Consider the following 18,912-nt stretch of genomic DNA (forward strand, 5'->3'; position numbering starts at 1 on the left):
CGGCGACCCTACTGGCCCGCGAGCACGTGACCGGACATCCAGGCCACCGTGCGCTCGAGACCGGTGCGCAGCGGCACCTGTCGCACGGCGGGAAACAGCTCCCGCAGGCGGGCGCAGTCGGCCTGGGAGTCCCGCACGTCGCCCGGGCGCGGCGGCTCGTGCGCCACGGACAACGGCCGGCCCAGAATGTCCTCCAGTTCGGCGACCAGGTCGAGCAGGGAGACCCGCGCGCCGAAGGCCAGATTGACCACGTCCGTGGTGGACACCCGGCGCACGATCGCGTCGACGATCACCGCGGTGACGCTGCCGACGAATGTGAAGTCGCGGGTCTGCCGGCCGTCGCCGTGCACCCGCAACGGCTCGCCGGCGAGCGCGGCGGTGACGAAGCGGGGCAGCACCGCGGCGTACGCGTGGTGCGCGGCCTGCCGGGGGCCGAAGACGTTGAAGAAGCGGAACGGCAGCACCGTCAGGTCGTAGCAGGCCGCGTAGGCGAGCGCGTACGCCTCGGCGGCCAGCTTGGACACCGCGTACGGCGAGACCGGGATGGGCCGCAGCCCCTCCTGGCGGGGCAGCACCGGGTTCGCGCCGTAGACCGACGAGGACGACGAGAGGATCAGTTGGCGTACGTCGTGACGGCGGGCCGCCTCCAGCACCATGAGCGTCCCGGTGGCGTTGGCGTGGTGACTGGGCAGCGGTCGGTCGATGGAGCGCGGCACGGACCCGAGGGCGGCCAGGTGCACGACGCTGGTAGCGCCAGTGAACGCCTCGTCGAGCAGATCCGGGTCGAGCACGGTTCCCCGGTGCAGCCGGACCGGCTGGCCGTCAAGGTTGTCGAGCAGGCCTGTGGAGAGGTCGTCCACGACCACGATCTCGGTCACCTGCGGGGTGTCGGCGAGCGCCCGCACCAGGTTGGCGCCTATGAAGCCGGCGCCCCCGGTCACCACTACTCTCAACGATCTCCCCGTTTCGGCTCGGCCGGCGAGCCGCCCCGGCGGCGCGATGCCCGCCCGGCGGCGCGGTGGCGGTGACCGCGCGACGGCCCACCAGTGTGACAACGAGCGCTGTTCCCGCACGTCACGCAAAACGGACCCGGTGCCGCGTGTCCTTCGTCGCCGTCCGTCAGTTGTGTGCCCCGGGTGGGCGAGTCGACGGGAGGGCCCGGACATGCGGATCGGACTGATCAGTCAGTGGTACCCGCCGGAGAGCACGTTCGTGCCCGGTCAACTGGCCACCGAGCTGGCCCGACGCGGGCACGACATCCGGGTGCTGACCACCTTCCCGAGCCTGCCGCTGGGGCGTACCTATCCCGGCTGGCGGCAGCGGTGGAACCATCGGGCGACCGACCGGGGGGTGACCGTGCGCCGGGTTCCGGCGTACCCGAGTCACGACCGTTCCGGCCTGCGTCGGGCGGCGAGCTACCTGTCGTTCGCGGCCACCAGCACCCTGGCCGCCCCGCGACACCTGCACGGCGTCGACGCGCTGTACGTCTACCACCCGCCGCCCACCTCGTACGCCGCCGCCGGCCTGCTGCGCCTGCTGCGGGGCGTACCGACAGTGCTGCACGTGCAGGACCTGTGGCCGGAGTCGGTGACGACGTCCGGGATGGCGCCGAGCGGGGTGGCCGGCCGGGCGCTGGACCGCCTGCTCACCGCCAGCATGCGCCGGATCTACCGCTCCTGCGCGGGCATCGCGGTGATCGCGCCGGCGATGGCGGAACAGGTGGTCGAGCGGGGCGTGGACCCGGGTGCGGTGCGTACCGTTTTCAACTGGACCGACGAGGCGCTGTTCCGGCCGGTGCCCGGCACCGACGCCGCCCGCCGGGCGATCGGCCACCGCGGCCGTACCACTGTGATGTTCGCCGGCAACCTGGGCCTGCTGCAGGGCGTCGACGTGGCGATCCGCGCGGCGGCGGCCGTGCCGGACGCGGTGGACCTGGTCTTCGTCGGCACCGGGCTGGGCGCGGAACAGGCCCGGCAGCTCGCCGACGAGCTGTGCGCGGACAACGTCCGGTTCCTCGGCCGCCGTCCGCCCGCCGAGATGGCGGAGCTGTACGCCGCCGCCGACTACCAGTTGGTCATGCTGCGTGATCTGCCGTGGTTGCGCGGGACGGTTCCCTCGAAGTTGCAGGCCGCGCTGGCCTGCGGTGTGCCGGTGCTGATGTCGGCCGACGGCGACGCCGCACGCCTGGTCAGCGCCGGTGGGGCGGGTCTGGTCTGCCCGCCGGACGACTGGCGGGCGCTTGCCGACCAGTTCGTCGCCGCGGCCGAGGTGCCGCGCGAGCAGCGGGTGGTGATGGGCCAGCGGGGTCGTCAGCTCTACCTGGACCGGATGTCGTTGCGGGTCGGCGTCGACCAGATCGAGGATCTGCTCGGCAAGGCCGCCGCAAGCGGGCGTGGCTGACCCGGCCCAGCGCACCGGCGCACCGGCGCGATCCCGGACGGGATCAGCGCGCCTGCTCCCCGACTGTCGCCCCGACGTCGTCGAGGGCGTCCCGCTGGCCGTGACGCCCGGTCACGCCGACGAGGAAGTCGCGCATCCGGCGACCCTGCGCGGCCGGGTTGCGGGTCTCCCGCACGAAACGGGCCCCGCCCGCGCCCAGCGCCCGCGCCTCCCCCGCCGGCAGGTCCAGCACCCGGCCGATCGCCGCGCGCAGGCCGTCGGGGGTGTCCGGCTCGGCGTACGACAGCCAGGGCGCGTACGCGGGCGGGATGCCGGGCAGCCGGGTGCTCACCACAGGCACGCCTGCGGCGAGATACTCGATGATCTTCGACGGGAACGACAAGCGGACGAAGTCCTGGTCCACGGGGCGTGGATTCACCAACACTGCGGCACGGCTCAGGCGGGGCAGCAGCTCCGCCCGGGGCAGCAGCTCGGGCGGCACGATCCGCTGGTCCACGGCCGCCTGCTCGCGCAGCCATTCGGTCAACTCGCCCCGCCCGTACAGGCACAGCCGCAGCTCGTCCCCGGGCAGGCCGCGGAACGCCTCGACGAGCCGATCGACGCCGTACGCGCGGCTGAGTCCGCCGGCGTAGACGATGTCGCGTGTCGACCCGGCGCTCGCGGCCCTGTCGTCGGCTGCTGTCGGCTCGGCCCAGATGCCCTCCATCACCAGCCGGGGACGGCCGGGGGCGAAGTCGTCGGCGAGCGCGGGGGTCAGGGCGATCACCCCGGCACAGCGGGCGAGGGCGGCCCGGACCAGCGCGACATCGAGCCCGCGCAGCAGCCGGACCAGACGACCGTCGGTGGGGAGCACGACACCTGGCGGGTCGGTGAGCACCGGCACGACCCGGACCCCGCGCCGCCGGGCCCGCAGCACACCGAACCACAGGAAGGGCGAGTGCACCCCGTGCACCAGCAGCACCTCGGTGTGCCGCTCGTGAAGCGCCCGGCCTCCGGTGCGCCAGGCGGCCACGAAGCGGGTCAGGTGCTTGAGACCGAGCAGGTTGACGAACGCCAGCAGTTGACCGTCCACCTCGTCCTGACGGAAGTGGCCGGCCCGGAAGCGGAGCTGGCGGTTGCCGGGCCAGCCCGACACCGGCGCCGCGGAGAGCAGGTGTACCGGACACCCGGCGGCCCGCAGAGCGCGGACCAGACCCCAGGCGAAGGTGTGGGTCTGCGTGGGCATGATGGTGTCGCGGGCGATGATCTCGGCGAGCACGTCGTCGGGCACGGTGAAGCCCAGGAACGTGACGCGCGGGCCGCCTGGCGGCGTCACGCCCGCTCCCCGAGCACCCGCTGGTAGACGCGGTCCAGGGCACCAAGCATGACGTCGAGGCTGTAACCCTCGGCGACCACCTTGCGGCCCAACTCCCCCAGGTGCCCGCGCTCGGCGGGGTCGTCGAGCAGTGGGGCCAGCGCGGCGGCGAGGGCGTCCGGGTCGCCCGGTGGCACCAGTCGGCCACCGCCGGAGCGCAGCACCTCCACGTTGCCGCCCACCGCCGACGCGACCACCGGGAGCCCGTGCGCCATCGCCTCCAACAACGCGTTGGAGAGGTTCTCGTGCAGGGTCGGGAAGACGAAGAGGTCCGCCGCGGCGAGCAGGTCGGGCACGTCGAGCCGGTTGCCGAGCAGGCGTACCTCGACGTCGCCGACGTGGGCCAGCGCGGCCGACACCCCGTCGCGGTCGGGCCCGTCGCCCGCGACAAGCAGCACCCGGCGCGCGGCCGTCGGCCCCCTGCCGGCGGTGGACGGCGGCAGGCGTCGCAGCGCGTCGGCGAGAACGCCGAAGCCCTTCTCCCAGGTCAGCCGGGACACCGCGATCAGGGCCACGTCGTCGGGCCGCAGCCCCAGGTCGGCGCGTACGCGGTCGCGGGCGGCGCGCGGGTGCGCCGGCAGCGGAACCCCGTTGGGGATCACTCCGACGAACTTCGGACCCAGGCGGCGCAGGAAGTCCCGACCGGCGGCGTACTCGCAGACCGCGCCGACGTGGCTGGCCAGCCGCAGCGTCGCGGGCTCTGCGCCGTGCACGAGCGCCCGGCGCTTCCAGGCCGGCCCGGGCTGACGCAGGTCGCGTACGGTCCCGTGCACGGTGACCAGGACACGGGGACAGCCGGCGAGCCGGGCGGCGAGGACACCGTGGAAGCCCTCGTTCTGCAGCCCTCGCACGTGCACCACCGCGGGTCGCACCCGACGCAGCAGGCGCACCCACTCCCGCAGCAGCGACACGTTGAGGCTGCCGTTGCCCGCGTGCTGGTGCATCCGGACGAACTCGTACCGCTCGGCCAACGGCGACGCGAGGACCCGCTGCACGGCGGTCAACGGACCGTTGGCGCCCGGGGTTCCGGCCGAGTGCTGCACGACCACCGGCCGCGTCACGGCTCGACTCCGCGCGACGACTGACGGCACCGGGGGTCGGGCGCGGCGCGACGCTGCATGGCCTCTCATTCCGACGGCGGCTCGGCGTCGGGCCGAATCCGGCCCGCTGACAGCACATGTACGGCAACTGCGGCGCGGCGCGCGAGGTGACGGCACGCGGAGCACGGAGCACTGCCTAGACTAAACGGCCATAAAGGCCAATTGACCCGAGTTCTCCCAAGGGGGATGACAGTGGGCGAGCCCACCACCGTCGCGGGACCCGTCCGCGCTTCGCGGCCGGCCGCGACGCCGCACGTGCTGGCGCTGGCCGCCTACCGGTTCCCGCACGGCGACGCCATGTCCAACCGTCTGCTGCACCTGGCCCGGTCCGCCACTCCCGTCGGCGGCGTGACAGTCGTGGTCAACGACTGGCCGCAGGACGGATCACGCCCGCCGGTCGCGCCCCACCTGCCGGCCGGCGTACGGCTGATCGAGCTGCACCGTCGCGGAGTCGGCGGCGGGGTGCCGGGCCGCTGGCTGCACAGGCGTCTGTGGCCCCTGCGGGTGTTGGCCGCGCTGCGCTGCGCGGGCATCCGCCCGGACGAGCTGGCCGGCGTGTTCCTCCCTGCCGGCCTGTTCACCCTGACCACCTGGGTGGCGCTCCGGGCCACGGTGCGCTGCCCGGTGACCGTGGACGTCCTGGAGCGGCACGACCGGGCACAGTTTCCCCGGGGGTGGCTGACGCCGTACTTCGTCCGGCACCGGTGGGCGTCCTTTCTGGCCGGACGACTGGCGGACCGGATCATCGCCATCTCCGAGACGCTGGGGCGGCGTTTCGTCGCGCGTGGCCGCCCGACGCTTGTCGTGCCGCCGCAGGTGGACTGCGCCGACTACGCCGAGCACGCGCCGCTCCCGCTCGCTGGCGGGCTCCGGCTCCTCTACGCCGGATCGGCCGGGCCCAAGGACCAGTTGGCAGTGGTGCTGGAGGGCCTCCGCCGCCTCGCCCCCGACGACCGGCGCCGGGTGCGCCTGGTGATCGCGGGGATCAGCCGGGAACAGGCGGGGCACCTCTCCGACCTGGACGAGGCCGGACCGCGGGACCTCGACGACCAGGTGAGCTTCCTCGGCTGGATCCCGCGCCACGAGGTCCTCGCCGAACTGCGTCGGGCGCACTTCTCGGTCCTGGTCCGCCCTCCGGCCGGGTACGCGCAGGCGGGTTTCCCGTCCAAGGTGCCGGAGAGTCTGGCCGCCGGGTGCCCGGTGCTGCTCAACCACACAAGTGACCTCCGGCGCTACGTGGTGGACGGCCGGGAGGGGATCGTGCTGGCCGGCTGCGGGGCGGAGGACGTCCGGCACGGAATCGAGCGGGCGCTGCGGCTCGACGACCCGGCCTGGGCGGCGATGAGCCGCGCGGCCCGCGAGCGGGCCCACTGCTTCGACTACCGGGCCTGGACGCCTGTGGTCAGCGACTTCGTCACCGGCGCCGGGGTCGGTCCGGGCGTCGGCAGGTCGGCCAGAACGGCCAGCTCGGTGGCGGACAGTCGGCGGTGCGCCGGATAGAGCTGCCGCTCGTGGTCCTGGATGGTCTCCACCGGCCAGCGCAGGCGGATCACCCGGGCCGGGTTGCCGGCGGCCACCGTGTACGGCGGCACCGAGCGCGTGACGACAGCGCCCGCGCCGATCACCGCCCCCCGGCCGATTGTCACGCCGTGCAGGATCACCGCCCGGGTGCCCACCCAGACGTCGTCGCCGATCGTCACACCCCGGTCCTGGGTGTCGTCGCCGGGCGCCTTGTCGACCGCGATCATCGGCACGCCGACCTGGTCGATGCGGTGGTTGCCGCCCCGGATGGTCACCTCGGGGCCGAACATGACGTTGTCGCCGATCCGGATCCTGGATCGGGCCGCCATCAGGACCGGCCGCCAACCGAGATCCACGTTGTTCCCGACCTCGATCGTCTCGCAGGTGTAGACCCCGTCGGGGTCGAATGTGAAGTTGTCCCCTCGGGCCGCGAACCGACCGGCCAGGGCGAGGCCCCGGACCGCCCGACGGGCCCGGGTCGCCGTACACAGGAGACGGTCGAGGGCCCCGGCCAAGGGACCGAGCAGCGTTCCGGGTCGCTCGACGCCGACGCGCATTTCACCCTCCTTGTCCCGGTTTGGACCGGCCGGGCCAGGGGCCGATGGTAGTTTCGACCCCCTCCACAATAGGTGTATACCGCTCGAAGTCCGTCGTAGCCCGGCAGAGAGGACGAGATGACAAGAATCCTGGTCCTGACCGACTACCGGGGGACGTTCTACTCCACCGCGCGCACGCAGCACGGTCTGTGCACGATGGACGTCGGCAAGATCGCCGCGCAGCTCACCCGCGCCGGCCTCGACCCCGAGGTCATCCGGTTCGCCGACCTGGACCTCACCGGCGACGTGCGCGGGGTGCCGGTGCTCTACACCTCGTCGGAGGACCGCGGGCTGCACTACAAGAGCTGGATCGAGGACCTGGTGCTGGCCCTGGAGACCGCCGGAGCGCGGGTCATCCCGGGCTACCGTTACCTGCGCGCCCACCACAACAAGGTGATGATGGAGGCGCTGCGCGCGCGGCTCTTCCCGCCGGACGCCCGCCTCCTTGACACCCGCACCTTCGGCACCTACGAGGAACTCGCGGCGACGGAGCTGGACGGTCCGTGGCCCAAGGTGCTCAAGTCGGCGTACGGCGCCGGCTCGCAGTTCGTGGCCCGTGCCGCCGACCGACGCGAGCTGCTGCGCACCGCCCGCACCCTCAGCGACACCTCCGACCGGGGCGAAGCCGTTCGCGAGCACTGCCGACGACTGCTGCGCCGCGACCACCATCCCCGCTCCCTGCACCGGCAGAAGTTCCTGGTGCAGGCGCTGGTCCCCGGGCTGACCGGAGACTTCAAGGTGCTCCGGATGGGTGCGCGCTACTACACGCTCTACCGCCGCAACCGGCCCGGCGACTTCCGCGCCAGCGGCAGTGGCGACGTCGACTTCCAGGACCTGGCGGGCGTCGACCGCGACGCGCTGCTCGACTACGCGGAACGGGTCTCCGACACTCTCGGTACCCCGCTCACCTCGCTGGACATCGGTCACGACGGCGAGCGCTTCCACCTGCTCGAGTTCCAGTGCCTGCACTTCGGGACGGTCACCGCCGAGAAGTCGACCGGCTACCACATGCGGGTGGGAGACACGTGGCAGCACGTCGAGGAGGAGTGCGACATCGAGGCGGTGTTCTGCGAGGCGATCGTGGGGCACCTGCGGCAGTTCGCGCCTGCACCTCCCCGACTGTCGCCCGAGGCGATCACCGCGGCATCAGGCACCCGGCGCCCGTCCGGCCGGTGACGCCGCGACGACACTTATCCGTCGACGGCATCCGAGTCCGGTCTCGCCGGTGCGACCCAGGATCCGTCTGGCCGTGTCCAACGCGAGGGTTTGGGGGTTTATCAGGCGGATGTCGACCGACTGCGAAGATTTGGGGTTTCTGTTCTCCTCCACGTCCCGCCCGACGTCGACACGCACTGCCCACCGTCGCGGAGGTCGGAACATGCCGGTGCCTGGTCGTCTCGCGGACGTGGCCGATGCCCCGCCGCGCCCGCACACGGGCGACACCGTGTACCTGTCGCCGCCCGACATCGGGCCGCTGGAGGAGTCGTACCTGATCGCGGCCCTGCGCTCGGGCTGGGTGGCACCTGTCGGTCCGGATCTGCAGGCGTTCGAACACGACGTCGCGACGAGGGTCGGCACCGGCGGGGCCGTCGCCGTGAACTCCGGAACAGCGGCTCTGCACCTGGCCCTGCTCGGTGTGGGAGTCGGCCCCACCGACGTGGTCATCGTGCCCACCCTCACCTTCGTCGCCACCGCGAACGCCGCCCGGTACATCGGCGCACGACCGGTCTTCGTCGACTGCGATCCGCAGACCGGCAATGTGGACGTCGACCTCGCCGCCGACCTGATCCGACGGCTGCGGGCGCGCGGCGAGCGGGTCGGCGCGATCGTCGGAGTGGACATGTTCGGCAGCTGCGCCGACTACAGCGCCCTGCTCCCCCTGTGCGCGGAGACCGACGTGCCCCTCGTGGAGGATGCCGCGGAAGCACTCGGCGCCTGCCACGCCGGGCGGGCCGCCGGCTCCTTCGGGCGCGTCGGCGTGCTGTCGTTCAACGGCAACAAGATCATGACCACCTCCGGTGGTGGAATGCTGGTGTCCGACGACGCCGCGCTCCTGGCCCGCGCCCGCCACCTCGCCACCCAGGCCCGCGAACCGGCACGGCACTACGAGCACCACGAGACGGGCTACAACTACCGACTCAGCAATCTGCTCGCGGCGCTCGGACGGGCCCAGCTCATCCGGCTGGACGAGATGATCGCCCGACGCCGCCACCTGCGCGACACGTACGCCAAGCTCTTCGCCCCGGTGCCCGGCGTGCGGCTGGTCGGGGCCCAGGACGCCGAGTCCAACTGTTGGCTGACAGTCATCGCCGTCGAGCCCCAGCGGTGCGGTTGGCGGGCCGACGACCTCGCGACGCACCTCGCGGAACGGAACATCGAGACCCGGCCGGTGTGGAAGCCGATGCACCTGCAACCGATGCACGCGGGTGCGGAGAGCCTGCTCACCGGTGCCGCCGAGCGACTCTTCACCGACGGGCTCACCCTGCCCAGCGGGAGCGCCCTCACCGAACCGCAGATCGCCCGGGTCTTCGCGGCGATCGACGAGTTCCTGAGCGCCCGGGCATGCCTGTCCCCGTCGTGAACGACCGGCCCGGCCTGGTCCGCCACGGCTGGGGGGTTCGGCCCCCGAAGGGTGGCCGATCAGGTGACGGTGACAGGCGTACCGGCTCGTGGAGCCCGGCAGTAGCAGGATATTCCATTATCTAGCAGCAAATACCCCAGAAATCTAGAAAATGAATGTTACGGGGACATAGGCCGCATATCTCCCCCGGCCGCGCGGTGGAAGCCGGCCGGGCGACGGGACAGGAAGCGAGCACATGCCGCAGGAGACAGAGCACACGGAACGCGTGGACCGGCGGACACGACGGGCCAGGGCACGCCGCGCCACAGCGGCCCTCCTCGCCACCGACACCACCGCCTGGGTCTGCGGTTTCGTCGCGGCGGTGTGGACCCGGTTCGAATTCCACCTCCCGCCCGGCCAACCGGCCCGGGCGGCGGCGATCGGCGTGCTCGCGGCCGCCGTACACCTGGGAGTCGCGGCGGTGCGACGCCTCCACTCCGGGCGGCACCCGCTGGGCAGCCTGCACGATGCGCAGGGCGTCGCCGGCGGCGCCGTCCTGGCTGCCGCCATCGTGCTGCTCGGCCTGCTGCCCTCCGACGAGCGGCCGGTGCCGGCGAGCACCCCGCTGGTCGGTGGCGCACTCGCCCTGCTCCTGATGCTCGGCGTTCGGTTCGCGTACCGCCACCGTCGGGACCTCTCGATGCGACCGGACGTCCGGTCGTCGACACCTGTGCTGCTGTTCGGGATGGGCGACGCCGGGCAGGAGCTGCTGCGGGCCATGCTCAGCGATCCGCGGGGCCGGTACCTGCCGGTGGGCGCTCTCGACGACGACGCCGACAAGCGCGACCTGCGCATTCGAGGAGTCCGGGTGCTCGGCGGGCGGCACGACGTGCGCTCGGCGCTCAGGCGTACCGGGGCGGGGGCCGTCATCTTCTCGGTGGCGAATGCCGACGCCGCGCTGATCCGCGAGATCCGCGAGGCCGCCCTCGCCGCCGGCGCGGTGTTCAAGGTGCTGCCGCCCGTGCGGGACCTGGTCGACCACCGGATCACCGTCACCGATGTCCGGGACGTGCAGATCGGCGACCTGCTCGGCCGCCGCCAGGTGGTCGGTGACCTGCCGCTGCGAACGAACAGCCTGACCGGACGGCGGATCCTGGTCACCGGAGCAGGCGGATCGATCGGGTCGGAACTCTGCCGCCAGGTGATGAAGGCCGACCCGGGTGAGCTGATGATGCTGGACCGGGACGAGTCGGCCCTGCACGGCCTGCAGATGTCGCTCAACGGGCGGGCGCTGCTGGACGGTCCCGAGTTGATCCTCGCCGACCTGCGCGACGACGAGGGCATCCGACGGATCATCCGCGAGCGCCGCCCGGAGATCATCCTGCACGCGGCGGCACTCAAGCACCTGACCCTGTTGCAGCGGCACCCGGGCGAGGCGGTGAAGACGAACATCTGGGGCACCCTCTCGGTGCTGGACGCCTGCCAGGACGTCGCCAAGTTCGTCAACATCTCGACCGACAAGGCCGCCAACCCGATAAGCGTGCTCGGGTACTCGAAGCGGATCACCGAGCAACTGACCGCGCACGCGGCGTCCCGGTTCCCGGGCACCTTCCTCAGCGTCCGGTTCGGCAACGTGTTGAGCAGTCGCGGCTCGGTGGTGACGGCCTTCCAGCGGCAGATCGAGGACTCCCGACCGTTGACAGTCACCCACCCCGAGGTCACCCGCTACCTGATGACCGTCCAGGAGGCCGTCCACCTCGTGCTCCAGGCCGCCGAGATCGGCCGGGACGGGGAGGCGCTGGTGCTGGACATGGGCGAGCCGGTCCGCATCGCCGACCTGGCCCGCCAGATGGCCGAGCAGGCATCCAGCCAGGCGCCCATCGTCTACACCGGCCTGCGCCCCGGAGAGAAGCTGCACGAGGACCTCTTCGGCGCCGGTGAGACAGACACCCGGCCGTTGCACCCACTGGTGTCGCACGTGGCGGTGCCCGCGCTCGACCCGAGCGAGGTGAGCGGGCTCGACCCGTACGACGACACGGCGAAGCTCATCGAGCACCTCGCGTTGCTCTGCGCCCCGCCGATCGGCCCGAGGGTGGACGGTCCGGTGGGCGTACCCCTGCAGTCGCGGTGACCGATCCCGCACCCAAAAGCCCTCGCCCGCAGTTATGCCGGTGAGGAAGCAGCCCCAGCGTGAGGCCGCGCAGCGGCATCCGCATCGCCAGGCGCGTCCCTCCGCCGCGGATCGATAGGACCGAAGGATTGCGGGCCCCCGACAGTAGGTTCGAGCGGCAGGAACAGCCGGACGCCGCGGCGGCGGGGGCCGGTCGGGCCGTCCAGACGGTGGAGCCGCCCGCGCCGGGCGCCCCCGCTCCCCCGACCCCGCGTCGCGGTCGCCGGCTGCTGTCCTGGATCGCCACCGCGGCGCTGAGTCGAGCGGTGAGCGCCGTCGTGCCGCTCTTCCTCCTCCCCGTGACGCTGTCGTATCTCGGTACCGATCTGTACGGACTCTGGGCGGCGGTCCTGGCCGTCACCGGGATGGTCGCCTTCGCCGACCTGGGCGTCGGCCTCGGGCTCATGACCAGGCTCGCGCCCTGCCGGGTGGACGGTGACTGGGCGACGGCCCGGCGCTACGTCTCCAGCGCCTACGCGGCGGTCTGCGGCGTGGCGCTTCCGACGTGTGGCCTGCTCTGGCTGGTCGGCGGGTTCGTCAGGTGGCCGGCGCTGTTCAACGCCACCGGGGCGGCGGCCGACGACGCGCACCTCGTCGCCCTGGTCTGCCTGACGGCCTTCCTGCTGAACATTCCGCTGTCGCTTGTCGCCCGGGTGCAGTACGCGTATCAGCAGGTGGCCGTCAGCAACATCTGGCAGGCGGCCGCGAGCGCGCTCTCGTTGCCGCTCGCGCTCGGCGCGGTGTTCGCGAAGCTGCCCCCCATCGCGGTGATCGCCAGCATCGCGATCTCCCCGTTGCTGGTCAACATCGTCAACACGGTGTGGACGTTCGGGTGGCGGCTGCCCCGCCTGGCGCCTCGCCCCCGGTTCGTCGACGGTCGGGGCATTCGTGACCTGTTCGGCCTGGGTGGACTGTTCTTCCTGGTGACGCTGGTGATGGTCCTGGCGGACAACGCCGACCCCCTGCTCATCGCGCACGTGCTGGGGCTGGCCAGCGTCACCGCGTACGCGGTGCCGGCCCGGCTGTTCACCCAGCTCGGCGCGCTCGTGACGCTCGTCAACCAGCCGCTGTGGCCGATGCACGGCGAAGCCCTGGCGCGCGGCGACCTCGACTGGGTACGCCGGACCGTCCGGCGCATGACAGTCGTGTCCACGCTCGTCGCCGTGGTGCCGTCGACCCTGCTGGTGGCGTTCGGTGAGCAGTTCTTCGCCGCCTGGCTGCCGATCCCGATCGGGAACCGGGCCCTCCTGCTGGGCCTCGCCTGCTGGTGGATCGTGCTGGCGGCGATCTCTCCGCGCTTCATGGTGCAGAACGCGGCAGGGGTCGTACGCCCCCAACTGTGGGGCTACCTGCTGTACCTGCCGCTCTCCGTCCTCGGGAAGCTCGTCGGCCTGCACTGGCTGGGCGTGTGGGCCGCGCCGTACATCGCCGTCGTCATCTACAGCCTGACCGTCGTCCCGGCCGCCATCTACGGCTACCGGCGCGCACTGACCCTGCGGACCACATGAGAGAGGTGGACGTACCGATGCTTGCGGACGAGGAATTTCCCCGGGTGCTGGTGGTGAGCCACACGCCCTTCAGCCGCGTCAGCGGTACCGCCATGACCCTGTCGAATCTCTTCTCCGGCTGGCCCAGGGACCGCCTCGGGCAGGTGTACACGGGGAACATCACGCCGTCGACGGAGGTGTGCGAGAACTACTTCCACTTCCCACCACGGGACCACTACCTGCCCATCCAGTACTACTCGATGCGGATGCTTGGGTGGAACGGGCACACGCCGCTGCAACAGAGCAGGCCGATCGCCGCGGTCCACGCGGCGGCGGAGAGCCGTCCCACGGTGGCCAGGGTCTACGCGCAACTGCGCGCGAGCGCCGACCTCAGCCCGATCCGTGTCCCCCCGGCGCTGATCCGGTGGATGCGTGACTTCCGTCCCGACGTCGTCTACTCCATGCTGGGCAGCGTCCGGCTCACGAGGATCACCGCCCTCGCGGCGCGGACCTGCGGCGTCCCGGTGGTGCCGCACTTCACCGACGACTGGCCGGCGACGCTGCACGCCAACGGCGAGCTGTTCGGCCGGGCCACCCGCAGCGTCCAGGAGACGACGGCACGGCTCGTCCGCCTGGCGCCGCTCGGCATGGTCATCAGTCAGCCGATGGCCGACGAGTACGCCCGACGGTACGGGATCCCGTTCAGTCCCTTCGTGAACTGCGTCGACGAGAGTTTCTTCGCCGCGCCCCGCAGCGACTCCGACCGGCAGCGCGGCGTCGAGCTGGTCTACGTCGGCGCCCTGCACCTCAACCGCTGGGAGTCGCTGCGCGACATCGGCGCCGCGCTTGACGACGTCGCGCAGACCGGTCCGGCCGTCCGACTGACCATCCACGCCCCGGAGAGGGACCTCGCCCAGTACGGACGGCACTTCGCCGACCTGCGGCGGGTGCGGCTGGGGCCCTCGCTGACAAGCGAGGAGGTGCCCGCGGCGCTACGGTCGGCGGACGTCCTCGTGCACATCGAGTCCTTCGACGAGGAGATCCGCCGCTACACCCGCTACTCGGTCTCGACGAAGATCCCCCAGTACCTCGCCTCGGGCCGTCCCATCCTCGGCTACGGTCCCGCCGAGGTGGCGTCGATGGACCACATCCGGCAGGCAGGCGCCGGCGTGATCGTCGGGACGAACGACCGAGCCAGCCTGGTGCACGACATCGCGGCCCTCTGCGGCGACGCGGCGCTGCGGGAGAGGCTCGCCCGCAACGGGGTCGAGTTCGCCCGTCAGGAACATGCCGGGGAGAGCGTGGCGGCGCGGTTCGCCGCCACGTTGCGCGCGGCGGCGCGAGCCGGGTCCGTCACCCCCGACACGGCAGGTGTACACCTGGCACCGAGGCGCGGCGGGGTGCGGCGATGAGACGTACACGATGGGTCGCCTGTGTGGGCCCGTTCCTGTTCCCGTGGGGTGAGGCGGGGTCGCGGCGGGTGCACGGCCTGGTGGCGTCGTTGGCCGCCGCCGGCTACGACGTCGTGGTGGCAAGCGGCGGGCCGGAGCCGAGCGTCCGCACGCCGCTGCCGGGCGTCGACGGCCCGGGGTCGGTCTCGCACATCGGCCTGGCGGAGCGACCGCCGGCGACGGCCGGGCCGGTGGGCAGCTCGATTCAGACGCTTGTGCGCTGGGGTCAGCGGACGGTCCGCTGGCTCGACGCCCAGCCGACCAGACCGTCGCACGTCCTGGTGCACGGCGGTCAGGCCCAGTACATGTTCCACCTCCAGCGGTGGTGCCGACGGCACCGCGTGCCGCTGATCGTCGACGTCGTGGACTGGTTCAACGGCCGGCACGTGCGCGGCGGCTACCTCGGACCGCTGCACGTCAGCATGAAGCTGGCCCTGCACCACTACTACCCGCGCTGCGACGGCGTCATCGTGATCAGCTCCTACCTGGAGGATCACTACCGCCGTACCGGTCGCCCGCTGCTTCGGATGCCGCCCACCCTCGACGTGAAGGGCCTGACGCTCGACGCCCGGCAGACGGCGGCGGACGGCTCGTCCCCCCTCACGCTCGCCTACGCGGGCAACCCGCACGGGAACAAGAAGGATCTCCTGGGCACCGTCATCGAGGCGGTGGGTCGTGTCCAGCGCGACGGTGCGCGCGTCGAGCTGCGGATCTACGGCCCGAGCGTCGACGAGGTACGCGGTCTGGTCGAGGGTCGGGCGGTGCCCGAGGGCGTACGGTGCCTGGGTCGCCTGCCGCAGGCGGAGGTGGCGAGCGCCCTGCAGGCGGCGGACTTCACAGTCCTCGTCCGCAGGCCGGACCGGGCCACGAACGCGGGCTTCTCGACGAAGTTCTGCGAGAGTCTGGCCAGCGGCACCCCGGTGATCGCCAACCTCACCAGCGACATGGGGAGGTACCTGCGCCCCGACCTGGAGGGCCTGGTGTGCCGGGACCACACGCTGGCCGGGGTCACCGAGGCGTTCCGCGCCGCCGCGCGCCTGAGCGACGCGCAGCGCAGCGTGATGCGCCAGGCCGCGCGCAGCCAGGCGCTCGAATCGTTCGACTACCGGGCCTACGCCGAGCCCCTGGGTCGGTTCTTCCGACGCTGGGACTGACGCCCGTCGGCGGGCGACTGGAGCGCGTAGAGCACCAGGAGCGTGGCCATCCCGACGATGGATTCCGGCGCCATGCCGAGCTGGTTGTTGGCCGGCACGTAGACGATGAGAATGCAGAGCTGCGCGAAGATCAACGTCGGGACCACCCGGCGGGAGGACACCGCCGCGCGCCACGACCCGGCGAAGAGCCACCCGACCAGGCCCATGAACAACGCCGCGCCCGGGAAGGTGAGATCGGAGGCGAGCCAGGGATAGATGGTGGCCCAGTACATGCGCGCCGGCCACCCCTTCTCGTGCTGGGTGCGGTCGGGGTACGTCGGGTGTTCGGTCAGGTCCACCCCGAAGGACTGCTCGGCGAAGAGGGCGGCGGACGGCGCGCTACCGAGACCGTGGGACCACTCGAAGGGCACCTGAAGGTTGTACGACAACCCGAGGTAGCCGTGCGTTGGGTAGCCGATGATGGCGGCGAGGCCCACAGCCGCCGGTTCACCCATGGCGCGTTCGACCTCGGGATTCACCCGCACCACCTCACCCGTGGTGCCGAACTCCGTCGCCCGCGTCGCGTGACTGAAGGCCATGTAGATCGCCAGGAGCGCGAACGCCCCGCCGAGCAGTGCGAGCGCCCGGCGACGCCGCGAGCGGGCCCGCCGCCGGTGCCGGGTAGACGCCCGCGCGATAAGCATTCCCGCCGCCAGCATGATGACGACGTCGCCGAGGCCCTTCATGGTGCCGATGTAGAGGTAGAAGGACAGGTGCATCGCCGTGCCGACCACGCCGGCGAGTCGCAACCAGCCGGGCAGGCTCTGCCAGTGCACCACCAGCAGCGGTACGAGGGCCGCGCTGAGGACGCCGAGCGGAAGCAGGAGGGTCATCCACGGGCCGGTGCTCGTGACTCCCTGCTGGTAGACGTCGAACTTGTTCACGTAACCGGTAGCGGGCGCCTCGATGCTCGCCCACACGCTCTGCGGGCCGGTGGCACCGAACTGGGCCAGCCGGGTCAGGCTGACGATCACGTAGTAGACGGCGCTCGCCAGGACCAGTCGACGCACCTGCCGGATGCGGTCGGTCGAGTGGGTCGTGGCGGCCACCACCGGGACGCGACGCGCCATCTGCGCCACGTATCCACAGGCGAAGAGCGCGGTCGCCGCGAGCACGAAGACGCAGAGCCGGTCGGGGTTCTCGACCTGGCGGGCCAGCTTCGTCAACCAGAACGCGCCGAACGTGCCGAGCATCCACGTCAGGGCCAGCGCCAACGGCAGCCACGTCACCGTGCGGGGTCGCGACTCCGCGCGGTCCACCACCGACGGCCGGCGCGGACCGTCCTCGGCCGGCGGTGACGGCCAGGGATCCCGGTCGCGGACACTCCCGATCGGCGATCGGTGTCGGCCACTGCTGATGCCGTCGAGGGCGGTCACCGAGGTTCACCCCCGACCGGCCACCTGGCCCTGGGTGGTGGCGAGTCTGCCCGGACAGGATTCCGAGATGGCACTCGCCGACCCTCCACATGGTTGAGCGCCCCGGCTGCGCACCGGGCTGTCAGTAGTCACTGAACGAGCCAACGACCGTGCACTCACCGGAGTGATGGCCCGACGCGGACCGAGACCGCGCCGTCGGCGAGCGATCAGATGCCCGGGCTCCAATTCGGCCCCGCAGGCAGGTGACCCGCTCGGCCGAACCGCCTCATCCGGCGCTCGGCGACCTGTACCGGAAGCACCGACAGCAGGGCGAGCGCCAGCCACGGTCCCCGCTCGAACTCCCACACTCCGGTCAGCCAGATCGGAAACCCGCCCACCAGGAAGAGCCCGGCGACCCGGAGCCCGACCGGACACTGCGCCGCCCGCGTGGCGAGCACCGATCCGAACAGGGCGACAACGCCCAGCAACCCCACCAGGCCCAGGTCCACGGCCACGGCGAGAACCGCGTTGTGCGGGCGGATTCCCAGCGGGTTCCCGATCTCGAAGATTCCCGCGCCGCCGCCGAACCACAGGTCGTCCCACCAGTAGGACGTCGCGTACCGCCACATCTCGATGCGACTCAGCACGTCGCCGGTCGCCGCCGACCCGATCACGCCGTCCGCCCACCCCAGGGCGCTCTGGCCCAGGCCGAGCGGCACCGTCACCAGCAGCGTGGGCACCACCGCCGCTGCGGCGACCCACATCGCGCGCGGATTGAGTTCGCTGAGCAGCGCGTACACCACCACGAGCAGCAGAGCGACAAGGGCGCCCTTGGTTCTGTTCAGAAAGACCCCGCACGCCAGCACCGGCAGCGCCGCGGTCAGAGCGACGGTGACGAGCCGCGACTGACCACGGATCTTCAACAGGCCCAGTGCCAGGACGAACGCGGTGACGCTCGAGTATGCCGTGAAGTTGATGTTGGTGCCCTCGATGCCGAAGCGTACGGCCATGTCCATCGCGCTGGCCTGTCCGCCGGCGCCGCGCGCCTCGATGATCAGGCGCCACGCGGCGATCGCGCACCCGACGATGTACGAGCCCCCGACCGCGAGCAGATGCCTCGGAGTCGCGGCGACGTGGCGTACCGCGACGAAGAGGAGACAGGCCGAGGTGTACGCGAGGGCCACGCTCCGCGTCTGCCCGACATCACTTGACCAGACGACAGTCAGCTGCGCCCAGGCCGCGATCGCGACCGCAAGCACATCGGGCAGCCGGGGACGGGGTACGCGGCAGCGGAGGAGGATCGCGGCGGCCGAAGCCTGCGCGACGATCAGCCAGGCGTTCGCCGACGACGCCTGGAAGGCCGCGACGCACAGCAGCCCGACGGCGACTGTCGTCGCCTTCGTCCGCCAGCCCGCCGGACCGCTCCCGGTCACTGTCGCCGCAGCTCGACCTGCGGGCGCGACGCGGGCACCGGCTGGGGGCGAGGCCGGCGAGTGGGAGCCGAGCCTCGACCGGGTTTGCGATGTCACGACCACTCCTCTTCGTCACTGAAGCCGCACCGGCGACGTTGGACACGACAGACCGACGAGGCCCGCGCGGCACACCACGCCGCACCGGCCTCCGAGACCGTGCCTAATGTCCGATTAATGCCGAAATGCAGCTTCCCGGACCGCCGGCGAGCCCGGGAGGAAATGGGCTAAATGCCGCCGATAAGCTGATAGCGTC

Annotated in this window: 13 protein-coding genes and 1 pseudogene; 8 read left to right on the forward strand and 6 right to left on the reverse strand. The window is 72.0% G+C overall.

What is annotated here, in order from left to right; translation table 11 throughout:
* Nucleotides 1–8: 8 nt before the first annotated feature.
* Nucleotides 9–944 carry an NAD-dependent epimerase/dehydratase family protein gene (locus tag OOJ91_RS29670; protein WP_266251479.1) on the reverse strand — a complete coding sequence of 312 codons (936 nt, stop codon included), beginning with the start codon at nucleotides 942–944 and terminating at the stop codon, nucleotides 9–11.
* Between the two features lie 220 nt (nucleotides 945–1,164).
* On the opposite strand from OOJ91_RS29670, the gene OOJ91_RS29675 reads away from it, so the two are divergent.
* The gene (locus tag OOJ91_RS29675) at nucleotides 1,165–2,400 is read left to right on the forward strand and encodes a glycosyltransferase family 4 protein (RefSeq protein ID WP_266250142.1); all 1,236 of its coding nucleotides are present in this window, start codon (nucleotides 1,165–1,167) and stop codon (nucleotides 2,398–2,400) included.
* A 43-nt stretch (nucleotides 2,401–2,443) separates the two neighbouring features.
* Here OOJ91_RS29675 and OOJ91_RS29680 read toward each other — a convergent pair whose 3' ends face one another.
* Nucleotides 2,444–3,715: a glycosyltransferase gene (locus OOJ91_RS29680; RefSeq protein WP_266250143.1), complete on the reverse strand. Its 1,272-nt coding sequence runs from the start codon at nucleotides 3,713–3,715 to the stop codon at nucleotides 2,444–2,446.
* The gene (locus OOJ91_RS29685) at nucleotides 3,712–4,815 is read right to left on the reverse strand and encodes a glycosyltransferase family 4 protein (protein ID WP_266250144.1); all 1,104 of its coding nucleotides are present in this window, start codon (nucleotides 4,813–4,815) and stop codon (nucleotides 3,712–3,714) included. Before OOJ91_RS29685 ends, OOJ91_RS29680 begins: the two co-directional genes overlap by 4 nt.
* A 336-nt stretch (nucleotides 4,816–5,151) precedes the next feature.
* Between OOJ91_RS29685 and OOJ91_RS29690 the strand changes: the two are divergent.
* A pseudogene (locus OOJ91_RS29690) lies at nucleotides 5,152–6,213 on the forward strand (glycosyltransferase); the annotation flags it as partial.
* 20 nt (nucleotides 6,214–6,233) lie between these two features.
* On the opposite strand, the gene OOJ91_RS34440 reads toward OOJ91_RS29690, so the two are convergent.
* Nucleotides 6,234–6,932 (reverse strand): acyltransferase, encoded by a 699-nt coding sequence (locus OOJ91_RS34440; RefSeq protein ID WP_323178585.1) that lies wholly within the window; start codon nucleotides 6,930–6,932, stop codon nucleotides 6,234–6,236.
* A 117-nt stretch (nucleotides 6,933–7,049) separates the two neighbouring features.
* Between OOJ91_RS34440 and OOJ91_RS29700 the strand changes: the two genes are divergently transcribed.
* The 6 genes from OOJ91_RS29700 (at nucleotide 7,050) to OOJ91_RS29725 (ending at nucleotide 15,793) form a co-directional block, all read left to right on the forward strand.
* Nucleotides 7,050–8,147 carry a hypothetical protein gene (locus OOJ91_RS29700; RefSeq protein WP_266250146.1) on the forward strand — a complete coding sequence of 366 codons (1,098 nt, stop codon included), beginning with the start codon at nucleotides 7,050–7,052 and terminating at the stop codon, nucleotides 8,145–8,147.
* A 202-nt stretch (nucleotides 8,148–8,349) separates the two neighbouring features.
* Nucleotides 8,350–9,552, forward strand: a complete 1,203-nt coding sequence (locus tag OOJ91_RS29705; RefSeq protein WP_266250147.1) for a DegT/DnrJ/EryC1/StrS family aminotransferase — start codon at nucleotides 8,350–8,352, stop codon at nucleotides 9,550–9,552.
* Nucleotides 9,553–9,787: 235 nt separating this feature from the next.
* Complete coding sequence (locus OOJ91_RS29710) at nucleotides 9,788–11,662, forward strand: polysaccharide biosynthesis protein (protein WP_266250148.1); 1,875 nt, start codon at nucleotides 9,788–9,790, stop codon at nucleotides 11,660–11,662.
* Nucleotides 11,663–11,790: 128 nt separating this feature from the next.
* The gene (locus OOJ91_RS29715; RefSeq protein ID WP_266250149.1) at nucleotides 11,791–13,209 is read left to right on the forward strand and encodes a lipopolysaccharide biosynthesis protein; all 1,419 of its coding nucleotides are present in this window, start codon (nucleotides 11,791–11,793) and stop codon (nucleotides 13,207–13,209) included.
* A complete protein-coding gene (locus OOJ91_RS29720) occupies nucleotides 13,206–14,600 on the forward strand; it encodes a glycosyltransferase family protein (protein WP_266250150.1) in 1,395 nt (464 codons plus the stop codon). The genes OOJ91_RS29715 and OOJ91_RS29720 overlap by 4 nt, the downstream gene beginning before the upstream one ends.
* Nucleotides 14,597–15,793 carry a glycosyltransferase family protein gene (locus OOJ91_RS29725; RefSeq protein ID WP_266250151.1) on the forward strand — a complete coding sequence of 399 codons (1,197 nt, stop codon included), beginning with the start codon at nucleotides 14,597–14,599 and terminating at the stop codon, nucleotides 15,791–15,793. Before OOJ91_RS29720 ends, OOJ91_RS29725 begins: the two co-directional genes overlap by 4 nt.
* Here the strand turns inward: OOJ91_RS29725 and OOJ91_RS29730 are convergent.
* A complete protein-coding gene (locus OOJ91_RS29730) occupies nucleotides 15,751–17,208 on the reverse strand; it encodes a hypothetical protein (protein WP_266250152.1) in 1,458 nt (485 codons plus the stop codon). The two genes, OOJ91_RS29725 and OOJ91_RS29730, sit on opposite strands and share 43 nt — an antisense overlap.
* Nucleotides 17,209–17,414: 206 nt before the next feature.
* Complete coding sequence (locus OOJ91_RS29735) at nucleotides 17,415–18,620, reverse strand: O-antigen ligase family protein (protein WP_266250153.1); 1,206 nt, start codon at nucleotides 18,618–18,620, stop codon at nucleotides 17,415–17,417.
* Nucleotides 18,621–18,912 lie beyond the last annotated feature (292 nt).

The sequence above is a fragment of the Micromonospora lupini genome, from assembly GCF_026342015.1.
In the GTDB taxonomy this organism is placed as follows: domain Bacteria; phylum Actinomycetota; class Actinomycetes; order Mycobacteriales; family Micromonosporaceae; genus Micromonospora; species Micromonospora lupini_B.

What these genes read in the sequence shown, in the direction of transcription:
- OOJ91_RS29675 (WP_266250142.1), top strand. Translation starts at nt 1,165, where the DNA reads ATGCGGATCGGACTGATCAGTCAGTGGTACCCGCCGGAGAGCACGTTC.
- OOJ91_RS34440 (WP_323178585.1), bottom strand. Translation starts at nt 6,932, where the DNA reads ATGCGCGTCGGCGTCGAGCGACCCGGAACGCTGCTCGGTCCCTTGGCC.
- OOJ91_RS29700 (WP_266250146.1), top strand. Translation starts at nt 7,050, where the DNA reads ATGACAAGAATCCTGGTCCTGACCGACTACCGGGGGACGTTCTACTCC.
- OOJ91_RS29705 (WP_266250147.1), top strand. Translation starts at nt 8,350, where the DNA reads ATGCCGGTGCCTGGTCGTCTCGCGGACGTGGCCGATGCCCCGCCGCGC.
- OOJ91_RS29710 (WP_266250148.1), top strand. Translation starts at nt 9,788, where the DNA reads ATGCCGCAGGAGACAGAGCACACGGAACGCGTGGACCGGCGGACACGA.
- OOJ91_RS29720 (WP_266250150.1), top strand. Translation starts at nt 13,206, where the DNA reads ATGAGAGAGGTGGACGTACCGATGCTTGCGGACGAGGAATTTCCCCGG.
- OOJ91_RS29725 (WP_266250151.1), top strand. Translation starts at nt 14,597, where the DNA reads ATGAGACGTACACGATGGGTCGCCTGTGTGGGCCCGTTCCTGTTCCCG.